This is a genomic window from Phytobacter massiliensis JC163, from assembly GCF_000321045.1.
GTDB lineage: Bacteria > Pseudomonadota > Gammaproteobacteria > Enterobacterales > Enterobacteriaceae > Phytobacter_A > Phytobacter_A massiliensis.
In genome coordinates, this window is sequence record NZ_HE578946.1 from 160,574 (window position 1) to 179,010 (window position 18,437).

Here is an 18,437-nt window from a genome sequence, read left to right on the forward strand (position 1 = left end):
TTTTTACGCAATGCTCAATATTAAATCGGCAATACGGATCAAACAATGAAACAACACGAATCAGCAGACAATTCTCAGGGCCAGCTCTACATTGTGCCCACGCCCATCGGCAATCTGGCTGATATCACCCAGCGCGCGCTTACCGTGTTGCAGGATGTCGACCTGATCGCCGCCGAGGATACGCGCCACACCGGGCTGTTGCTTTCGCACTTCGCCATTAACGCGCGTCTGTTTGCTCTGCACGATCATAATGAACAACAAAAAGCGCAAACGCTGCTGGCGAAGTTACAGGAGGGGCAGAACATCGCGCTGGTTTCCGATGCCGGTACGCCCCTGATTAACGACCCCGGCTACCATCTGGTGCGCACCTGCCGCGAGGCGGGTATTCGCGTGGTGCCGCTGCCCGGCCCCTGCGCGGCGATTGCGGCCCTGAGCGCGGCCGGGCTGCCCTCGGACCGTTTCTGCTACGAGGGTTTTCTGCCTGCCAAATCAAAAGGCCGCCGCGACACGTTAAAAGCGTTAGAAACCGAATCGCGCACGCTGATTTTTTACGAGTCCACCCACCGTCTGCTGGAAAGCCTTGAGGATATGGTCGCCGTGCTGGGAGCGTCCCGTTATGTGGTGCTGGCGCGCGAACTCACCAAAACCTGGGAGTCCATTTACGGCGCGCCGGTGGGCGACCTGCTGGCCTGGGTGAAAGAGGATGAGAACCGTCGCAAAGGGGAGATGGTGCTGATCGTCGAGGGCCACAAGGCGCAGGAAGACGCGCTGCCCGCAGATGCCCTGCGTACCCTGGCGCTGCTACAGGCGGAGCTGCCGCTGAAAAAAGCCGCCGCGCTGGCCGCGGAAATCCACGGGGTGAAGAAGAACGCGCTGTATAAGTATGCGCTGGAGCAGCAGGGGTAACTATTGCGCCACTTGCGGCGACCGGGGCGCTAAAACGCCCCGTCAGCGGTGATTAACAGACACTTTCATCATAGAGACAGGTGACGTGCTGATGAAGCCATAAAAAGGATGCCGGAAGCTGCGTGCTAACCTTCCTGGTCAAAAATTCAGAGAAGGCCTGCTGTTTTCCCTCCCCCGTCACCAGAAAAAGAATCGCTTTCGCCGCCAGGATCTCTTTTAGCCCCAACGTCACACCCTGAGTAACCGGCGCTGAAAGCGCTTTTAACATCGCGTGGCCTTGAGTACGCTCATCCAGCTGAGCGACATGGGTGAACGGCTCCAGCGACTTCGCCGGTTCGTTTAGACCAAGATGACCATTTTTCCCCAGCCCAAGCAGACACAAATCCAGCCCGCCTCTTTGCCTGATTTGGTGAGTAACCTGTTCACAGGCATGCTCCGCGCTCCCCTCTGTGTCGAAAGAGATATAGTGGTTTTCGTCGATACCCAGCGGCGTGAGCAGATGCTGACGTAAAAAGGTTTCGCACGTGCCGGGAGCGTTGAGCGGTACGCCTGCCCACTCGTCAAGTTTGACGAAAGTCACGTGGCTGACATCCAGTTGCTGGCGCTTTACCTGCTCAACAAACAGCGAGTAGGCCAGCGCAGGCGACCCTCCGGTCGCCAGACATATTGTCGCTGTAGGTTTAGCGCGGATGACATCAAGCAGGTACTGGCTGGTGTATTCACTCAGAGACTGATAGTCAGCGCATCCTTTGAAAATCATCTCCGCCATTTACAGCACTCCCAGCGCCGAACCTAAAATAGAAAGTACAAACGTTACGCCAATCAACAGAACCGGATGCGCTTTTTTCACCCGCAGCAGATAGTACATCAGCAGGGTATAGGCCATAGGTAAGATGTTCGGGAAAACTTTATCGAAAAAGTCCTTTTGCAGCGCCACGCTGTGGGTCGCGTCAATGGCGAAAGTGGTGACGACATTGATATGAACATACGAGGCAATCAGTCCACCGATGACGGTTATCCCTAAAATCGTGGCGGAACGGGCGATCATCTGCGAGTTTTCCCGCACTTTGTCGATAGCCTTCACCCCTACCGAATAGCCGACGTGCGTCCAGCCGACCCGCAGGAAGAAAATGGCCAGGTAAACGGCAAAAAAGAGAATCGGGCCAAGCAGATTTCCCTGGCTGGCAAAAGATGAACAGATGCCCGCCATGATGGGTAACAACGTAAACCAGAAAATGGCATCGCCAATCCCGGCGATAGGACCAAAAAGCGCAACTTTAAGGCCTTTGATAGTGCTGCGGTTTTCGCCTTTCTCTTCCATGGAAATCAGCAGACCCATCAGGAAGCCCACCAGGTTTGGGTGAGTGTTGATAAATTCCAGATGGTCTTTCATTGCGGCGCTCAGGCCGTCTTTATCGTTCTTATAAATCTTTTTAAGGATTGGCAGCATTGCCCACGTAAAACCGCCTGCCTGCATCCTCTCATAGTTGAAACTGGCCTGAAGAAGTGAGGAGCGAAAGCCCAGCCGGGTAATATCTTTTTTGCTGATTTCAGATGCCATTGCTGTAGTCCTCTTTCTCGTTATCGTTAGTTTGTGGCTGAGGTTGATTCTGACTTTTTGCTTTCGCATTGAAGAACTCATAAACCGCGAAGCCTGCACCGAGCACCGCAACAGGTAAGAGGTTGCTTACCTGGATATAACAAACGAACAGGAAGCCAGCGATAAGATAGGGAATGTATTGCGCTTTGAACATCACGCGCAGCAACAGCCCAAAACCCACGGCCGGAAGGATGCCGCCAGCAACCTCAAAGCCGTGCGTGAGCCAGGCTGGCATGGATTTGACCAGTGCCTGCATTGCTCCCTGCGCGAGATAGGTACACAAAAAAGCGATAATGGCGTAAGAGAAGGCGACAATTAACGTCGTCGTCAGGTTCATGCGTGCGAAAGCGCCAGTATCAGCATTTTGCGCGCATTTATCCGCTTTACTCATAAACAGAGAGAAGGCGGAGTAAAAAAACAGAATCACATATTGCATCAGCAGACTAAACGGTAACCCCAGCCCAATCGCCGTTTTCGCATCCACCCCCGTTGACCAGGCAATCACGGTTGTCATCACCCCTGCCATTATTGGGTTTGGCGGCTGAACGCCGCCTGCTGGCGTCAATCCGGCAAAGGCGAGTTCGGTCAAACCGCCCGTGATCAGGCCGATATGAATATCGCCGAGGATAGCCCCGGTAAGGGTACAAACGATAATAGGGCGGAATAAAAAGAGTGCTTCTAACCAAAAATCGATGCCAAGGATAAAGACCAGCGCCGCCAGCGATATTCCCTGGATAAGTGTTATTTCATGCATTTTCACGCCTCATAATAATTGGTGTTTTATCTGGAATAATGCAAGTTAATCAGGAACCGACTCTTTACTGTCGCCGGGAACATCCTGGATAAATACATTGACGCCTTTATCCCGAATGAAACGGAGATCGATAAGATCGCTTTCGTCGACGTAAACTTTACTGCTGATTTGTTTTTTGCCTTGCGTAAAGTGCATATTACCTACGTTAACGTCTTTTAACGGGACGCCGCCTTCTATAAGCTTCCTGACGACCTGAGGCGTGCGGCATATGAGGAAAATTTTCTGGTGCGGAGCGGCTTTAGCGATAACATTGATTGTCTTTTCAATGGTAAAGAAACGAATACCAAAATCATACGTTTCCGCTGTGATCCCCATCAGTTTTTGCTGGATGTCGTCGCCCGCTACCTCGTCATCAACCACGATAACAAGATTAGCGCCTATCGTTGACGTCCAGGTGACACCGACCTGGCCATGTACCAGACGGTTATCAATTCGGGTAAGTAAAATATTGGGTGTGTTCATATTAACCTGCCGTAATTTACTGTTGATTGAGAGTTTCATCGGTAGTTAATCGTTAAATAATTCCGATGGCTCCGGCAACGCATTTAATAAGTTCCCTGGTTCACTGTAATCCTGTTTGCCGAACCGCAAACCGTAATTTTGTGTCTGACAATTTCCTTCATTGCATTCATCCCTGTACGCATATAGTAACGAGGGTCATTACCTTGCGGATTTTCCGCAAACCACTCTTTTACCGCAGCGGCAAAGGCAATTTTAAGTTCGGTCGCTACGTTCACTTTACAGACCCCAAGCGTAATAGCGCGACGAACATAATCATCCGGTACATCACTGGCACCATGCAAAACCAGCGGAATATTCACAACCTGGCGAATTTCCGCGAGTCGTTCAAAATCAATTTTGGGCGTTTTGGCGTACAGGCCGTGTGCCGTGCCGATAGCAACGGCGAGGCTATCCACGCCGGTCAGCTCAACAAAGCGGCGCGCTTCTTCGGGATCGGTAAGAAAGGCGCTTTCTGCGTCTACGCTCATGTCATCTTCTACCCCGCCGAGACGCCCCAGCTCCGCTTCTACGCTGCAATCGTGACGATGACAATAGTCGACAACCGCCTTCACCAGTTTGACATTTTCGTCGAAGGGAAAGTGACTGCCGTCAATCATTGCGCTACGCACGCCAGCATTAACTTTATGGCTGATATCTTCGAGAGTTTCGTGGTGATCAAGATGCAGTGCCACCGGCATTTTGTAGCTGTGCGAATAGGCTTCGCACAGGGCGAAAATCTCTTCAAACGCGATATGTTTATAGGTGCCCGGCGTGCCTGCAAGAATGACCGGAGATTGCATTTCCTGGCACACTTCAAGGATCGCCTGAATAGTTTCCGCATTATGAATGTTAAAGGCGGGAATGGCATAGCCGTTCACCTGCGCATCCTGCAAAAGATATTTAGTCGAAATGATGCCCATTTTATACCTCCTGCTGCCAGGGGTGGATAATAACGCCCTGAACCACGCGGTTAACCGTACCGTTTACCGAAGGGGTATCCGGCGTCATTCCCGCTTTTAATGATTCGCTGAGCGCGAACATCTGCGCGTAGATCAAAAAGCAGAACGCCTGCTCAACATCGATAAAATCGCGTGCTGGCGGAAGCGTAATGTGCAGTTCGTTTTCAGCGGCGAAATCCTCCGCGGCAGAAATTGCCACCACCCGCATTGCTTCGCCGTCCCGACGTAGCTCCGCCAATAAATCCAGATCGTACTGACGGGTATAGGGATGGCTGGAGATAAACATGACAACCAGCGTTTCTTTGTCGATCAGCGATTTAGGGCCATGTCGAAAGCCGGTGGGGGAATCGTAAAAAGCGACAAGCTTACCGGCGGTCAACTCCAGTACCTTGAGTGCCGACTCGCGTGCGGCGCTCTGTAATCCGCCGCTGCCGAGGTAGACAATACGGCGAAAGGGAAGATCGCCAAAGACGGGCTTGCTGAAATCACGGTGTGCATCAAGGATCTGCTGGCAGCGTAGGGCGACATCCTGAAATCTGGTCCGGTTAATGACCTCCGGCGCGAAGACGGACAGGCAGCTGACCATCATCGTCGTAATGCTGCTCGTCATTGCGAAACCGCGATCGTGCGTTTCAGCAGGCATCAGCAGTGCATAAGCGTTTTTGCTAATGACCGCATTCTGGTACAGGCTGCCTTTTTCATTGCAGGTAATGACAAGGTGATAGCACTGTTTAACCAGCTGATTCGCTAAAGCGACAGCGGCGACGCTCTCCGGGCTGTTACCCGAACGGGCGAACGAAACCAGCAGCGTTCTTTCATCCTCGGCCAGATAGTCAGCAGGATTAGTGACCAGATCGGTTGTGGGAACGGCCGTAATGTTTTTCCCGGTGTGGCGTGAAAGCCACGGCGAAATAATGTCGCCGATAAAGGCTGAGGTTCCTGCCCCTGTCAGGATGATACGGGTGTAAGCGTCGTCCGATAAAGCGAGCGCCAGAAAAGCCTCAATTTGCGCTCTCTGTGCGGCAATGCTATCAAGTGAACGCAGCCAGCTCTCAGGCTGCTGGCGAATTTCTTGTTCAGTCCAGGTCCCGGTTCCCGATACAGGGGTAACGTCTTCACTCATTTTGCTTTCCTTTATTTCATCAACGTCAAAGCCTGTAACTGTCTTACCATTGGCTTTCGTTTCATTTCGATAAAAACTTTATGGTGCTTCGATGAATCTATTAGAAAGAAAATGAAAGGTCAATTGCGTGTCTAAGAATAAAACGAAAATTGTGATCAAGGAAACATAAGTAAGAATAATCGCAAATCTTGCGCTTTTTAACTTTAAGCGGCTGATTACCATGGAGAACGAAAGGGAAAGCGCGTTATGACGGAAAAATGGCGGAAAGAAAGGAAAAGAAACGCCAGCATCCGTTGCGTTAACAAATGTCATGCTGGCGGAAAAGAATCAGATGCCGTCCTCACATTCCGTTGCAACCGGGGCGCGCAGGAGTTCATCCGCAAGGCTGGTCAAGCCGCGATGGCCGCACTCCAATGCCTGCAGGCGAAAAGTTTCGCCATCGAGCCCCTCGCGCTCCATCGCCATCTCCAGCAAGAGTTGCAGGTTTGTACCGGTAATCACTTCCCAACCCGGCTGCTGTAATGCCATCGTTGACGCGACGCGAAAGGGGGTTCCACCCAGCAGGTCGGTTAAAAAGACGATACCCTCCGTCTGATCCAGTTCTGCCAGCGCAGACTCCATCTGCGAGGTCAATAAAGCCGTGCTGGAATCTGCTGGAAAATCTATGGCGATGAACTGCTCCTGCTCGCCAAGTATCTGTTTCATTGCTTTTTCCATGCCGGAAGCGAAGCCACCGTGGCCGGTAAGAATAATGCCTAACATTGTTTATCTCCTGCGAGAAAGCGTTCCAGGTGCTGGTGGAGCGGCTAATGACTACTGTGTGTTGCCGCATCATACTTACGTAAGACATCCTGAATATGGTCAATAACCAGGAAATGCGGCGTCGCGCGCAGTTTACCCTCCCGTACCCTGGCGTATTGCAAAGGCAGATACTGGCTCACTAACGGTAAGGGGAGCGGGGCGGCGGATAAATTATCCATCAGGCGGGACATCGCCGCGTCAATTTCCCTGTCTGGCCAGTAATAACGTACGCGGTCAGAATAACTGTAGCTTCGCGCCAGATGCCGCTCCTGCGTAGTACCTTCATAGTGGCTGCGCCAGAACTCGGGCTTATCAAGCATGACGCTCTCCAGTACCTCCCGCAGCCCTGAACATGCATGCGCTGGCAGCATCTCTTCTTCAATGGCTGCCAGACCGTATAACGCCTCACGCAAGGCGAACGTCAATTCAGGTCCGACTTTCAGGATGGCGAAGTGGTCATGCACCAGCTGCTGTAACGCCTGCGGTGTCTGGTAATCCGTCGAGTGAGCCTCGAAAATCAGCGAGTCGAAATCCTCAACAACGCGACTAAGAGCCTGCGCTTTCGCTGGGATGTAATCAATCACGCTGGCGTGATCAAACTCAACGCCGGGTTGTACAACAAGGGCCGCAACGCGAGGCCATATTGCTTCAATCCCCAGTTGGGCGAAGGCGCTGATATGCGCCTGCAGCGTCTTTATTGCTGCCTCCGGGGTAGTGATCGTCAGCTCTGTTAGCGTTTCATGCGCACCGCCAGGAATGGGGACTTCCGTACCTATCACATACGCTAAATCTTGTGTGCCGAAACAGGCAAGGCAGGTCTCTTCTGCGAGCTTCGCCAGTCGGGCCGCCCTTTGCGCCACGATTTCATCCGTTAGCGGCACCGGGTCATCGGCGCAAGACATGCTGCAATCAAGGTGTATCTTTTTAAATCCGGCTTCGACATAGCTTCTGATCAGGCATTCGGCCTGCGCCATCGCTTCGGCGGCCGGTTTGTTTTGCCAGCGGTTAGGGCCAAGGTGATCGCCCCCCAGAATCAGTTGTTCAGAGGGAAAGTTCAGCTGTAAAGCCAGCTGCAGGACAAACTGACGAAAGTCTTTTGGCGTCATGCCGGTATAGCCACCAAACTGATCGACCTGGTTTGAGGTGGCTTCAATAAGCAAAGTTCTGCCCGTGGTAAGTGAATAACGTAGTGCGGCTTCCAGCACAATGGGATGTGCTGAGCAGACAGCGTAAATGCCTGCTGTGTTATCTTTCTTATGGGCGTTAACTAAATCGACGATACTCTTCACTTTCTTCTCCCGAGGGCTGTAATTGATCATTTTTCTTTCGATTGATTTCTTTTATACTGTTTCAATATCTATTCGAAGGAAAATGAAAGATCATCAAAGCACGATCTGGGTCACAAAAGAAGCAAAATGAAACCAAAAAGATCGTGCGCTCGCGCTGGTTGCATTACGAACGGTTGCATTTCGGGTAAAGAAAAGAGTTAATAAACGAATCGAAATGAAACGAAAGCTACTCACAGGAAAATCTCATGACGAGTACCGACTCTTTTACGGCAAAGCGCGCAACGGGAACCAGCGGAAGGCGGGAGCATATTATTCAGCTGCTCCGCGAGAATGGTAGCGTGCAGGTTAACGATCTTTCTGAGCTATTTGGCGTCTCAACCGTGACTATCCGCAATGACCTGGCGTTTCTGGAAAAACAGGGTATTGCCGTAAGGGCCTACGGCGGCGCACTGATTTGCGATGCGAATACCCCCCCGCTTGAACCTACTCTTGAAGATAAAAGCACGCTGAATACCTCGCTAAAACAGCACATTGCCCGTGCAGCGGCGGCGCTTATCCAGCCGGGTCATCGTGTGATCCTCGATTCCGGGACGACCACCTATGAATTAGCGCGTTTGCTGCGTCAGCATACTGACATTATCGTTATGACGAACGGAATGAATGTGGCGAATGCGTTACTGGAGGCGCAGGGTGTGGAACTCTTGCTGACAGGTGGACACTTACGGCGCCAGTCGCTCTCTTTTTATGGCGATCGCGCTGAACAATCCCTGCAAAATTATCACTTTGATATGCTTTTTCTCGGTGTGGACGCCATTGACGTTGAGCGGGGGATTAGTACGCATAACGAAGATGAAGCGCGCTTAAACCGCCGCATGTGTGAAGTAGTAGAGCGCATTATTGTGGTCACGGACTCCACCAAATTTAACTCATCAAGTTTGCATAAAATTATCGATACGCAGCGCATTGATATGATTATCACGGACGAAGGCATCCCGGCTGAGAGCCTGAATGGTTTGCGCAAGCTCGGTATTGAAGTGGTATTGATTAGCGCATAAAAAAGCATGGCCGAAGCCATGCTGTGCGGTTGTTTATCACCCGGACAGGCCATCCGGGTATCGTTTCCTGTCAGGTCACCGGCGCCGGGTTAAAGACCGCCAGCTGGTTATGCAGCCCCCACTGATCCGAGAAGGTTTTCTTACGGCCGCTCGCCACGTCCAGAATAAAGTGGAACAGCCTCCAGCCTACCTGCTCAATGGTCTCTTCGCCGGTGGCGATGGTGCCCGCGTTGATGTCCATCAGATCGAACCAGCGGTTTGCCAGCTCGGTACGGGTTGCCATTTTAATCACCGGTACTGCCATCAGGCCGTACGGCGTGCCGCGACCGGTGGTGAAGACCTGCACGGTAATGCCGGATGCCACCTGCTGGGTGCCGCACACAAAGTCGCTGGCGGGGGTCGCCGCGTAGATCAGGCCGCGTTTAGTCGGACGCTGGCCCGGCGACAGCACTTCAGAAATGGCGCTCTTGCCGGATTTGGCGATAGAGCCCAGCGCTTTCTCCACCACGTTGGCGAGGCCGCCTTTTTTATTGCCGGGAGAGGGGTTAGCGCTGCGGTCGGTCTGCCCCATATCCAGATAGTTATCGTACCAGGCCATCTCTTCCAGCAGGCGCTTGCCCACCTCTTCGTTGATGGCGCGCGGCGTTAACAGGTGGATGGCGTCGCGCACTTCGGTGACTTCCGAGAACATCACCGTGCCGCCGCAGCGGATCAGCAGGTCAGAGGCGAAGCCGACCGCCGGGTTCGCGGTCACGCCGGAGAAGGCGTCGCTGCCGCCGCACTGCATGCCCACCACCAGTTCAGAGGCCGAGCAGGTTTCGCGCTTACGCTGGTTTAGTTTTTGCAGATGACGTTCCGCCACCTGCAGAATATCTTCCACCATCGACTGGAAGCCGACGTGTTTTTCATCCTGCAGGCTGACGATGCTGGCGCTGTCCACCGCAATGGGCTGCACATCTTCGGTGCCCTTTAACAGGCGCTCAGGCTGCAATTTCTCGCAGCCCAGACCAATCACCATCACTTCGCCGCCAAAGTTGGGGTTCAGGGCGATATTATGAATCGTGCGGATTGGCACCACGGCAGCCGGGGCATTGATCGCCACGCCGCAGCCGTAAAGGTGATTCAGACCGACTACGCCGTCCACGTTGGGGTATTTGGGCAGCAGGTCGCGCTCGATAAGTTTCACGACGTAATCAACAACGCCCGCCACGCAGTGAACGCTGGTGGTAATACCAAGCAGGTTTTTGGTGCCGACGCTGCCATCGGCGTTACGGTAGCCTTCGAAGGTATAGCCTTCCAGCGGCGGTAAAGGCTCCGGCACTTTAGTTGCCAGCGGCAGCGTATTCAGCGGCGGCGCTTTCGGCAGTTCTACCGTCGACTCATCAATCCAGCTGCCGCGCGGAATGTCACGCACAGCATAACCAATCACTTCGCCATAGCGGATGATTTCGCCATGATGGGGAATATCTACCAGCGCAACTTTATGGCCCTGAGGAATATGTTCAATTAATTCCAGCCCGTCAGGAAAACGGGTGCCTGCTTTTAAGCCATTATCATTAACGATGATAGCGACATTGTCAGTATCGTGGACTTTAATATAAAACGCCGTAGGCGACTGCTGTCTAATTTCAATGTCGGCCATTGTTAAATAATCTCCAGCTAACTATACGATGCATTACTCAAAATAAAAAAGGGACGTTTCTGTTATTATCAGAAATGAAAGCCTTGCTTGATGAATAAAGGATGTCAGGAGTTCTCATATTAAAATGTGATCTACGTCACTTATTTTCGCCATCGCCCGGCCAGCAGGCGTAGCAATTACAAGATCTGTGCATCAGCGCCCAGGCTTATGTGCATATGCTCAAAATAATCTCTTGCAAGACGTTCAAAATTGAGCAAGGTAACAATGCGTCACCCGGTAAGCCTGATTATACTGAGCGGTAATAAATTTGCACATGCTATTACCTGATATTTGGCTACACCCGCGCATTAATTTAATTCAGGTAACTTAACACATCAAAAAAATTATATTTTAAATTCAGTAGTGCCCGAGGAATAATCATGGCTGTACAAGATTCTGTTGAAGTAAAACGGGGGATACCGACCCGCTATTTAATTCTGCTGATAATATTCATTGTAACGGCAGTTAACTATGCGGATCGCGCTACGCTCTCCATTGCGGGAACGGAAGTGGCGAAGGAGCTGCGGCTCGATTCGGTATCAATGGGTTATATCTTCTCCGCCTTTGGCTGGGCCTATCTGCTGATGCAGATCCCCGGCGGCTGGCTGCTTGACCGCTTCGGCTCGAAGAAAGTCTATACCTTTAGCCTGTTCTTCTGGTCGCTGTTCACCTTCCTGCAGGGCTTTGTCGACGTCTTCCCCATCGCCTGGGCGGGGATCTCCATGTTCTGTATGCGCTTTATGCTGGGCTTCTCCGAAGCGCCGTCCTTCCCGGCCAACGCGCGTATCGTCGCCGCCTGGTTCCCGGCGAAAGAGCGCGGCACCGCGTCAGCGATTTTCAACGCGGCGCAGTACTTTTCCCTGGCGCTCTTCTCCCCGCTGCTGGGGTGGCTGACCTTTGAATGGGGCTGGGAGCACGTCTTTACCGTTATGGGCGTCATCGGCTTCGTGTTAACCGCCGCGTGGGTGAAGTTTGTCCACAACCCCACCGATCATCCGCGTATGAGCCGCGAAGAGCTGGATTATATCTCTGCTAACGGCGCGGTGGTGGATATGGACCACAAGAAAACCGATGCCGCTCAGTCCGGCCCGAAACTCGATTACATTAAGCAGCTGCTCTCCAGCCGTATGATGCTGGGCGTGTTCTTTGGGCAGTACTTCCTGAACACCATCACCTGGTTCTTCCTGACATGGTTCCCTATCTACCTGGTGCAGGAGAAAGGCATGTCGATTCTGAAGGTGGGTTTGGTCGCCTCTATTCCGGCGCTGTGCGGTTTTGCCGGCGGCGTGCTGGGCGGTCTCTTCTCCGACCATCTGATCAAACGTGGCTGCACGTTAACCATGGCGCGTAAACTGCCCATCGTTCTTGGAATGCTGCTGGCTTCCAGCATCATCCTGTGTAATTACACTGAGAGTACGCCGCTGGTTATCGCCCTGATGGCGCTGGCGTTCTTCGGCAAAGGCTTCGGCGCGCTGGGCTGGCCGGTTATTTCGGATACCGCGCCGAAAGAGATTGTAGGTTTGTGCGGCGGCGTGTTTAACGTGTTTGGTAATGTGGCGTCCATTGTTACCCCGCTGGTCATTGGATACATGGTCAAAGAGTTGCACTCTTTCAACGGTGCGTTGATTTTCGTCGGCTGCTCCGCGCTGATGATGATGGTGTGCTACCTGTTCGTGGTAGGCGACATCAAACGTATGGAACTGAAAAAGTAAGCAACGGCTAATAAATTAAGGTGCAAAAGATGAGTAACGATATCTTCCCGAACAAATTTAAAGCGGCCCTGGCGGCGAATCAGGTGCAGATCGGTTGTTGGTCCGCGCTGGGTAGCCCGGTAAGCACTGAGGTGCTGGGTCTGGCCGGTTTCGACTGGCTGCTGCTGGATGGCGAACATGCGCCGAACGACGTGCTCTCTTTTATACCGCAGCTGATGGCGCTGAAAGGCAGCGTCAGCGCGCCGGTAGTGCGTATTCCAACTAACGATCCGGTTGTGATCAAGCGCCTGCTGGATATCGGTTTCTATAACTTCCTGGTGCCGTTTGTTGAAACCGCCGATGAAGCGGCCCTTGCCGTCGCGGCGACTCGCTACCCGCCGGAAGGTATTCGCGGCGTATCCGTCTCCCACCGCGCCAATATGTTTGGCACCGTGCCGGACTACTTCGCGCAGTCGAACAAAAACATCACCATCATTGTACAGATTGAAAGCCAGGCGGGCGTCGATAATCTCGACGCGATTCTGTCCACCGACGGTGTTGACGGCGTCTTTGTTGGCCCAAGCGACCTGGCGGCAACGCTTGGCTACATCGGCAATGCGGGTCACCCGGAAGTGCAGCGCACCATCCAGCACATTTTCGCCCGTGCGAAAGCGCACGGCAAACCGAGCGGTATCCTGGCGCCGGTTGAGGCCGATGCGCGCCGTTACCTGGAGTGGGGCGCGACGGTTGTTGCCGTTGGCAGCGACCTGGGCGTGTTCCGCGGCGCCACGCAGAAACTGGCAGATACCTTTAAAAAATAAAACCACCATTTAACGAAAAGAGAGACGCAATTATGACGATGAAAGTTGGTTTCATTGGCCTGGGCATCATGGGTAAACCAATGAGTAAAAACCTCATTAAAGCAGGTTACTCGCTGGTGGTCCTGGACCGTAACGCAGACGCCGTGGCGGAAGTGACCGCTGCTGGCGCGCAGTCTGCAAAAACCGCAAAAGAAGTTGCTGAGCAGTGTGATGTCATCATCACCATGCTGCCGAACTCCCCGCACGTAAAAGAGGTTGCGCTGGGTGAAGGCGGCATTATTGAAGGCGCGAAGGCGGGTACTGTTCTGATCGATATGAGCTCCATTGCCCCGCTGGCCAGCCGCGAAATCAGCGAAGCCCTGAAAGCGAAAGGTGTGGATATGCTGGACGCCCCGGTAAGCGGCGGCGAACCGAAAGCGATCGACGGCACCCTGTCCGTTATGGTCGGCGGCGACAAAGCGATTTTCGATAAGTACTACGACCTGATGAAAGCGATGGCGGGCTCCGTGGTTCACACCGGCGATATCGGTGCGGGCAACGTGACCAAGCTGGCAAACCAGGTGATCGTGGCGCTGAATATCGCGGCCATGTCCGAAGCGCTGTCTCTGGCGACCAAAGCGGGCGTTAACCCGGATCTGGTTTATCAGGCGATCCGCGGCGGCCTGGCGGGCAGCACCGTGCTGGACGCTAAAGCGCCGATGGTGATGGACCGGAACTTCAAGCCGGGCTTCCGTATCGACCTGCACATTAAAGATCTCTCTAACGCGCTGGATACGTCTCATGGCGTGGGCGCACAGCTGCCGTTAACCGCGGCGGTAATGGAGATGATGCAGGCGCTGCGCGCTGACGGTCATGGCAGTGATGACCATAGCGCCCTTGCGTGCTACTACGAAAAACTGGCGAAGGTAGAAATCTCTCGCTAATAAGAAGGGCGCGGCGGCGCGCCCTGAATTTCTTATGCATCAACACCCTGTCGCAAGCTGTTGGCAGGGTGGAATGAATGCCTTGCGCGGCAATGTCAGGCTAATCAACTATGAAAATCGTAATCGCCCCAGACTCTTATAAAGAAAGCCTTTCTGCTACCGAGGTAGCCCAGGCGATAGAAAAAGGATTTCGGGAAATTTTTCCTGATGCTCACTACGTTTCTGTTCCGGTCGCAGATGGCGGCGAAGGGACAGTTGAAGCCATGATTGCCGCCACGAAAGGAACTCAGCATTCAGCCAGAGTAACCGGTCCGTTAGGTGAAACCGTTGATGCATTCTGGGGAATGTCCGGCGACGGTAAAACGGCTTTTATTGAAATGGCCGCCGCCAGCGGGCTGGCGCTCGTTCCTCCTGAAAAACGCAATCCTCTGATTACCACGTCGCGCGGCACGGGAGAGTTAATTCTGCACGCGCTGGAACAGGGGGCGAAAAATATTATTATCGGTATCGGCGGCAGCGCAACCAACGATGGCGGCGCGGGCATGGTACAGGCGCTGGGGGCGAAGCTATGCGACGCTAACGGCACCGATATCGGCCACGGCGGCGGTAGCCTGATGAGCCTGAACTCTATTGATATCTCCGGTCTGGACCCCCGTCTGAGCGACTGCGCGATCCGCGTGGCCTGCGATGTGACCAACCCGCTGACCGGTGAAAAAGGCGCTTCTCGTATCTTCGGCCCGCAGAAAGGGGCGACAGAAGCGCTGATTGTCGAACTGGATCGCAATCTTGACCACTACGCGCAGGTGATTAAAAAATCGCTGCACGTTGACGTCAAAAACGTACCGGGCGCTGGCGCGGCGGGCGGAATGGGCGCCGCGTTGATGGCATTCCTTGGCGCGGAGCTTAAAAGCGGCATCGAGATTGTTACCCAGGCGCTGAATCTGGAAGAGCATATCCACGACTGCACGCTGGTAGTGACCGGCGAAGGCCGTATCGATAGCCAGAGTATCCACGGGAAAGTGCCGGTCGGCGTGGCGCACGTCGCCAAAAAATACCATAAACCCGTTATCGGCATCGCTGGCAGCCTGACGCGCGACGTGGGCGTCGTCCATCAATACGGTATCGATGCGGTGTTTAGCGTGCTGACCAGTATCGGGACGCTGGAGGAGGCCTTCCGGGGCGCATTTGACAATATTTATCGCGCTTCGCGCAACATTGCCGCCACCTTACGCGTGGGGATGTTGGCCGAGGGGTGACATCGGCGCGCAAACCCTCTATACTGCGCGCCGAAGCTGACCAGACAGTCGCCGCTTCGTCGTCGTCCTCTTCGGGGGAGACGGGCGGAGGGGAGGAAAGTCCGGGCTCCATAGGGCAGGGTGCCAGGTAACGCCTGGGGGGCGAGAGCCTACGACCAGTGCAACAGAGAGCAAACCGCCGATGGCCCACGCAAGTGGGATCAGGTAAGGGTGAAAGGGTGCGGTAAGAGCGCACCGCGCGGCTGGTAACAGTTCGCGGCACGGTAAACTCCACCCGGAGCAAGGCCAAATAGGGGTTCACAAGGTACGGCCCGTACTGAACCCGGGTAGGCTGCTTGAGCCAGTGAGCGATTGCTGGCCTAGATGAATGACTGTCCACGACAGAACCCGGCTTATCGGTCAGTTTCACTCTTTATATAAACCCCGCTTCGGCGGGGTTTTGTTTTAGATAACCAAAGATGAATGACTGTCCACGACGCTATACAGGAAAGAACGCGGCTTATCGGTCAGTTTCACTCTTTATAAAAACCCCGCCAAATGGCGGGGTTTTGCTTTTCTGTCCACGGTGCGCTGCGCTTACCGTGGCTACTGTCCGTAGGTCGGATAAGCGTAGCGCATCCGACATCCTGCCCGGCGCCTGAAAAAAAGCCCCGGCTCTCGCCTGGGCTTCTGTTACGCCGTTTCTTCTTCTTCGACAAGCCGACGCTCTGCATCGGCGACGATAGCTTCCAGTTCGCTGAGCATCTCGTCGTAACCAAACGTCTGAGGCGATGCTGCCGGAAGAGTTTGCTGTGTGGAAACGTTCTTTGACGTTCTGCTATTACTCTTTTTCACTTTCGTACTCCGTAAATCCCACGTATTTACACCGGCAAATCTATCAGCAAAGCGCGCAGCGGCGTATCTGCGACCAGCGTAATGTTAGCCTCATCACGAATAAAAGCGCCGTCGCCGCAGGTGAGCGCCTCGCGTGATTCACAAGGCATGACCGCGTGTACTGTACCGTGGATAGACTGCAAATAGGCGCGCGGCCCGTGCAGCTGAAAATTCAACGCTTCTCCCTGTTCGAGAGCGATATGGTGCAACCAGACCTGCTGGCGGAGTTGCAGGCTGTCGTCGCTGCCGTCGGGGGAGGCCAGCAGCTGGCGCGCCGTTCCGCTAAGTGACACCTTTTGCACCGCCGGGCTCTCCCGCTCCGGGCAGGCATCCAGCCACAGCTGCATACGGGTAAGCGGCTTATCTTTGCTCAGGTTATGCTCGCTATAGCTGATGCCCGGCTGCGTGGCGATGAGCAAGGCCTCACCCGCTTTAGCCTGAATATGGTTGCCTTCGCTGTCGCGGTATTCCGCCTGGCCGTCAAGAATCAGATTCAGAATATCGACTTTTGGGTAGGTGCGCGGCTGGAATGAGGCGCCGGGAGCCAGCACCTCCTGATTAAGGACGCGCAGGGACGCATAACCCAGCAGTTTAGGGTCAAAATAGTGCCCAAAGGAGAAAGTGTAGCGGGCCTGCAACCATCCATAATCTGCCTGTCCACACTGCCTGGCTGTTCGGGTAGTAATCATAGTTCTTTACCTCTCATTGCGTCCTATCATGTTAAGGGGCTGGACGGTGCATTGTTAGCCAGATATTCTGCCCGGTATGTTCAAATTTCCTGAATGAGAACAAATAATGGCGAAAGACAGAGCCCTGACCCTGGAAGCATTACGCGTAATGGACGCGATTGATCGGCGCGGTAGTTTTGCTGCCGCAGCGGACGAGCTGGGGCGCGTACCTTCCGCGCTCAGCTACACCATGCAAAAACTGGAAGAAGAGCTGGACGTGGTGCTGTTTGACCGCTCCGGCCACCGGACTAAATTCACAAACGTTGGCCGCATGCTGCTGGAGCGCGGGCGCGTCCTGCTGGAGGCGGCGGATAAACTGACCACCGACGCCGAGGCGCTGGCCCGCGGATGGGAAACACACCTGACGCTGGTCACCGAGGCGCTGGTGCCAACGCCCGCGCTGTTCCCGCTTATCGACCGGCTGGCGGCGAAAGCCAATACGCAGCTCTCGCTAATAACAGAAGTGCTGGCCGGTGCCTGGGAGCGGCTGGAGCAGGGGCGGGCGGATATCGTCATCGCCCCGGATATGCATTTCCGCTCTTCATCCGAAATCAACTCCCGCAAGCTCTACACGCTGATGAACGTCTATGTGGCCGCGCCGGACCACCCGATTCATCAGGAGCCGGAGCCGCTGTCGGAAGTCACCCGCGTGAAGTACCGGGGCGTGGCGGTGGCGGATACGGCCCGCGAGCGGCCGGTGCTGACCGTGCAGCTGCTGGATAAACAGCCGCGGCTGACGGTAAGCACCATTGAGGACAAACGCCAGGCGCTGCTGGCAGGATTGGGGGTGGCGACCATGCCCTATCCGCTGGTCGAGCAGGACATCGCCGAGGGGCGGTTACGGGTGGTCAGCCCGGAGTCCACCAGCGAGATCGATATCATTATGGCCTGGCGTCGTGACAGCATGGGGGAAGCGAAAGCCTGGTGCCTGCGCGAAATCCCCAAACTGTTTGCGCAAAAATAGCCTCGTAGCTCATGGAAACGTTTTGGGTTCCAGCCCGAAGCGGTTCTCGGCGGGGGTGCCGTGCTGGCTCCAGTATGAGAGCAGCATAATCCAGCCCAGCAGCGGAATGCACCATAGCCAGAGCCATTTCGCGCTGCGATTGGTGTCATGCAGGCGGCGCGACTGGACGGCAAGAGAAGGGATAAAAACCAGCAGAACGTAAATCAGGCTCAGTATGCCGACGCCGGCGACGCGCTGCCAGCCGATGATGGCGTCCACCACCATCAAAACGCCAGAGAGGATGATATTGACCAGCATAAACATCCAGAACTCACGGCGGTGCGCACGGCCGTTAAAGCGGGCGTAGTGACGAAGCACCTTGAAATACCAGTCCATTTCTCAACCTCGATCAACAGTCAATTTATTGTTTTATCAGCGATCATTGTAAGAATAGACGGCAAAATCAGGCTGCG

General features: G+C 54.2%; 19 protein-coding genes and 1 other RNA gene. 8 read left to right on the plus strand and 12 right to left on the minus strand.

Translation table 11 applies throughout. The features are described 5' to 3' along the window. Positions 1-45 precede the first annotated feature (45 nt). Positions 46-906: a 16S rRNA (cytidine(1402)-2'-O)-methyltransferase gene (rsmI, locus tag ENTHG_RS11210; RefSeq protein ID WP_044179708.1), complete on the plus strand. Its 861-nt coding sequence runs from the start codon at positions 46-48 to the stop codon at positions 904-906. A 52-nt stretch (positions 907-958) separates the two neighbouring features. Here the strand turns inward: rsmI and ENTHG_RS11215 are convergent, their stop codons facing one another. From ENTHG_RS11215 to kbaZ, 8 genes are all read right to left on the minus strand, one after another. After that, positions 959-1,666: a galactosamine-6-phosphate isomerase gene (locus tag ENTHG_RS11215; protein ID WP_044180669.1), complete on the minus strand. Its 708-nt coding sequence runs from the start codon at positions 1,664-1,666 to the stop codon at positions 959-961. Positions 1,667-1,675: 9 nt separating this feature from the next. After that, complete coding sequence (agaD, locus tag ENTHG_RS11220; RefSeq protein WP_044179710.1) at positions 1,676-2,467, minus strand: PTS galactosamine transporter subunit IID; 792 nt, start codon at positions 2,465-2,467, stop codon at positions 1,676-1,678. After that, positions 2,457-3,260 carry a PTS galactosamine transporter subunit IIC gene (gene agaC, locus ENTHG_RS11225; protein WP_044179712.1) on the minus strand — a complete coding sequence of 268 codons (804 nt, stop codon included), beginning with the start codon at positions 3,258-3,260 and terminating at the stop codon, positions 2,457-2,459. The genes agaD and agaC overlap by 11 nt, the downstream gene beginning before the upstream one ends. Before the next feature lie 45 nt (positions 3,261-3,305). Continuing rightward, on the minus strand, positions 3,306-3,782 hold the full coding sequence (gene agaB / locus ENTHG_RS11230; protein WP_044180672.1) for a PTS galactosamine transporter subunit IIB: 477 nt from the start codon (positions 3,780-3,782) through the stop codon (positions 3,306-3,308). 83 nt (positions 3,783-3,865) lie between these two features. Next, positions 3,866-4,741, minus strand: coding sequence for a tagatose-bisphosphate aldolase subunit KbaY (gene kbaY, locus ENTHG_RS11235; protein ID WP_044179713.1), 876 nt, complete (start codon positions 4,739-4,741; stop codon positions 3,866-3,868). Between the two features lies 1 nt (position 4,742). After that, complete coding sequence (locus ENTHG_RS11240; protein ID WP_044179714.1) at positions 4,743-5,903, minus strand: SIS domain-containing protein; 1,161 nt, start codon at positions 5,901-5,903, stop codon at positions 4,743-4,745. A 327-nt stretch (positions 5,904-6,230) separates the two neighbouring features. Then, a complete protein-coding gene (agaF, locus tag ENTHG_RS11245; protein WP_044179716.1) occupies positions 6,231-6,665 on the minus strand; it encodes a PTS galactosamine/N-acetylgalactosamine transporter subunit IIA in 435 nt (144 codons plus the stop codon). 44 nt (positions 6,666-6,709) lie between these two features. After that, positions 6,710-7,993: a tagatose-bisphosphate aldolase subunit KbaZ gene (gene kbaZ, locus ENTHG_RS11250; RefSeq protein WP_071825863.1), complete on the minus strand. Its 1,284-nt coding sequence runs from the start codon at positions 7,991-7,993 to the stop codon at positions 6,710-6,712. Between the two features lie 245 nt (positions 7,994-8,238). Here kbaZ and ENTHG_RS11255 point away from each other — a divergent pair, with 245 nt between their 5' ends. Further along, positions 8,239-9,048, plus strand: a complete 810-nt coding sequence (locus ENTHG_RS11255; RefSeq protein WP_044179721.1) for a DeoR family transcriptional regulator — start codon at positions 8,239-8,241, stop codon at positions 9,046-9,048. A gap of 70 nt (positions 9,049-9,118) precedes the next feature. On the opposite strand, the gene garD is transcribed toward ENTHG_RS11255, so the two are convergent. Then, positions 9,119-10,690, minus strand: a complete 1,572-nt coding sequence (gene garD / locus ENTHG_RS11260; RefSeq protein ID WP_044179724.1) for a galactarate dehydratase — start codon at positions 10,688-10,690, stop codon at positions 9,119-9,121. 419 nt (positions 10,691-11,109) lie between these two features. Between garD and ENTHG_RS11265 the strand changes: the two genes are divergently transcribed. The 5 genes from ENTHG_RS11265 to rnpB all read left to right on the plus strand — a co-directional run bounded on the left by ENTHG_RS11265 (position 11,110) and on the right by rnpB (position 15,831). Next, positions 11,110-12,441 carry an MFS transporter gene (locus ENTHG_RS11265; protein WP_044179726.1) on the plus strand — a complete coding sequence of 444 codons (1,332 nt, stop codon included), beginning with the start codon at positions 11,110-11,112 and terminating at the stop codon, positions 12,439-12,441. Between the two features lie 29 nt (positions 12,442-12,470). Then, entirely contained in the window at positions 12,471-13,241 is a 771-nt protein-coding gene (gene garL, locus ENTHG_RS11270; protein WP_044179729.1) for a 2-dehydro-3-deoxyglucarate aldolase, read from the plus strand. Positions 13,242-13,273: 32 nt separating this feature from the next. After that, the gene (garR, locus tag ENTHG_RS11275) at positions 13,274-14,164 is read left to right on the plus strand and encodes a 2-hydroxy-3-oxopropionate reductase (protein WP_044179731.1); all 891 of its coding nucleotides are present in this window, start codon (positions 13,274-13,276) and stop codon (positions 14,162-14,164) included. A gap of 110 nt (positions 14,165-14,274) precedes the next feature. Beyond that, entirely contained in the window at positions 14,275-15,420 is a 1,146-nt protein-coding gene (gene garK / locus ENTHG_RS11280; RefSeq protein ID WP_044179733.1) for a glycerate 2-kinase, read from the plus strand. Positions 15,421-15,452: 32 nt separating this feature from the next. Further along, positions 15,453-15,831, plus strand: an RNA gene (gene rnpB, locus ENTHG_RS23745) — RNase P RNA component class A. Between the two features lie 261 nt (positions 15,832-16,092). On the opposite strand, the gene ENTHG_RS26535 is transcribed toward rnpB, so the two are convergent. Beyond that, positions 16,093-16,254, minus strand: a complete 162-nt coding sequence (locus ENTHG_RS26535; RefSeq protein ID WP_187371645.1) for a hypothetical protein — start codon at positions 16,252-16,254, stop codon at positions 16,093-16,095. 26 nt (positions 16,255-16,280) lie between these two features. Continuing rightward, positions 16,281-16,982 carry a pirin family protein gene (locus tag ENTHG_RS11285; RefSeq protein WP_044179735.1) on the minus strand — a complete coding sequence of 234 codons (702 nt, stop codon included), beginning with the start codon at positions 16,980-16,982 and terminating at the stop codon, positions 16,281-16,283. A gap of 106 nt (positions 16,983-17,088) precedes the next feature. Between ENTHG_RS11285 and yhaJ the strand changes: the two genes are divergently transcribed. Next, positions 17,089-17,985 (plus strand): DNA-binding transcriptional regulator YhaJ, encoded by an 897-nt coding sequence (yhaJ, locus tag ENTHG_RS11290; protein ID WP_044179737.1) that lies wholly within the window; start codon positions 17,089-17,091, stop codon positions 17,983-17,985. A 9-nt stretch (positions 17,986-17,994) separates the two neighbouring features. Here the strand turns inward: yhaJ and ENTHG_RS11295 are convergent, their stop codons facing one another. Beyond that, a complete protein-coding gene (locus ENTHG_RS11295; RefSeq protein WP_044179739.1) occupies positions 17,995-18,360 on the minus strand; it encodes a DUF805 domain-containing protein in 366 nt (121 codons plus the stop codon). Between the last annotated feature and the right edge of the window lie 77 nt (positions 18,361-18,437).

Coding starts and splice junctions, on each gene's coding strand:
- rsmI (WP_044179708.1), top strand. CDS start 46: ATGAAACAACACGAATCAGCAGACAATTCTCAGGGCCAGCTCTACATT.
- ENTHG_RS11215 (WP_044180669.1), bottom strand. CDS start 1,666: ATGATTTTCAAAGGATGCGCTGACTATCAGTCTCTGAGTGAATACACC.
- agaD (WP_044179710.1), bottom strand. CDS start 2,467: ATGGCATCTGAAATCAGCAAAAAAGATATTACCCGGCTGGGCTTTCGC.
- agaC (WP_044179712.1), bottom strand. CDS start 3,260: ATGCATGAAATAACACTTATCCAGGGAATATCGCTGGCGGCGCTGGTC.
- agaB (WP_044180672.1), bottom strand. CDS start 3,782: ATGAACACACCCAATATTTTACTTACCCGAATTGATAACCGTCTGGTA.
- kbaY (WP_044179713.1), bottom strand. CDS start 4,741: ATGGGCATCATTTCGACTAAATATCTTTTGCAGGATGCGCAGGTGAAC.
- ENTHG_RS11240 (WP_044179714.1), bottom strand. CDS start 5,903: ATGAGTGAAGACGTTACCCCTGTATCGGGAACCGGGACCTGGACTGAA.
- agaF (WP_044179716.1), bottom strand. CDS start 6,665: ATGTTAGGCATTATTCTTACCGGCCACGGTGGCTTCGCTTCCGGCATG.
- ENTHG_RS11255 (WP_044179721.1), top strand. CDS start 8,239: ATGACGAGTACCGACTCTTTTACGGCAAAGCGCGCAACGGGAACCAGC.
- garD (WP_044179724.1), bottom strand. CDS start 10,690: ATGGCCGACATTGAAATTAGACAGCAGTCGCCTACGGCGTTTTATATT.
- ENTHG_RS11265 (WP_044179726.1), top strand. CDS start 11,110: ATGGCTGTACAAGATTCTGTTGAAGTAAAACGGGGGATACCGACCCGC.
- garL (WP_044179729.1), top strand. CDS start 12,471: ATGAGTAACGATATCTTCCCGAACAAATTTAAAGCGGCCCTGGCGGCG.
- garR (WP_044179731.1), top strand. CDS start 13,274: ATGACGATGAAAGTTGGTTTCATTGGCCTGGGCATCATGGGTAAACCA.
- garK (WP_044179733.1), top strand. CDS start 14,275: ATGAAAATCGTAATCGCCCCAGACTCTTATAAAGAAAGCCTTTCTGCT.
- ENTHG_RS11285 (WP_044179735.1), bottom strand. CDS start 16,982: ATGATTACTACCCGAACAGCCAGGCAGTGTGGACAGGCAGATTATGGA.
- yhaJ (WP_044179737.1), top strand. CDS start 17,089: ATGGCGAAAGACAGAGCCCTGACCCTGGAAGCATTACGCGTAATGGAC.
- ENTHG_RS11295 (WP_044179739.1), bottom strand. CDS start 18,360: ATGGACTGGTATTTCAAGGTGCTTCGTCACTACGCCCGCTTTAACGGC.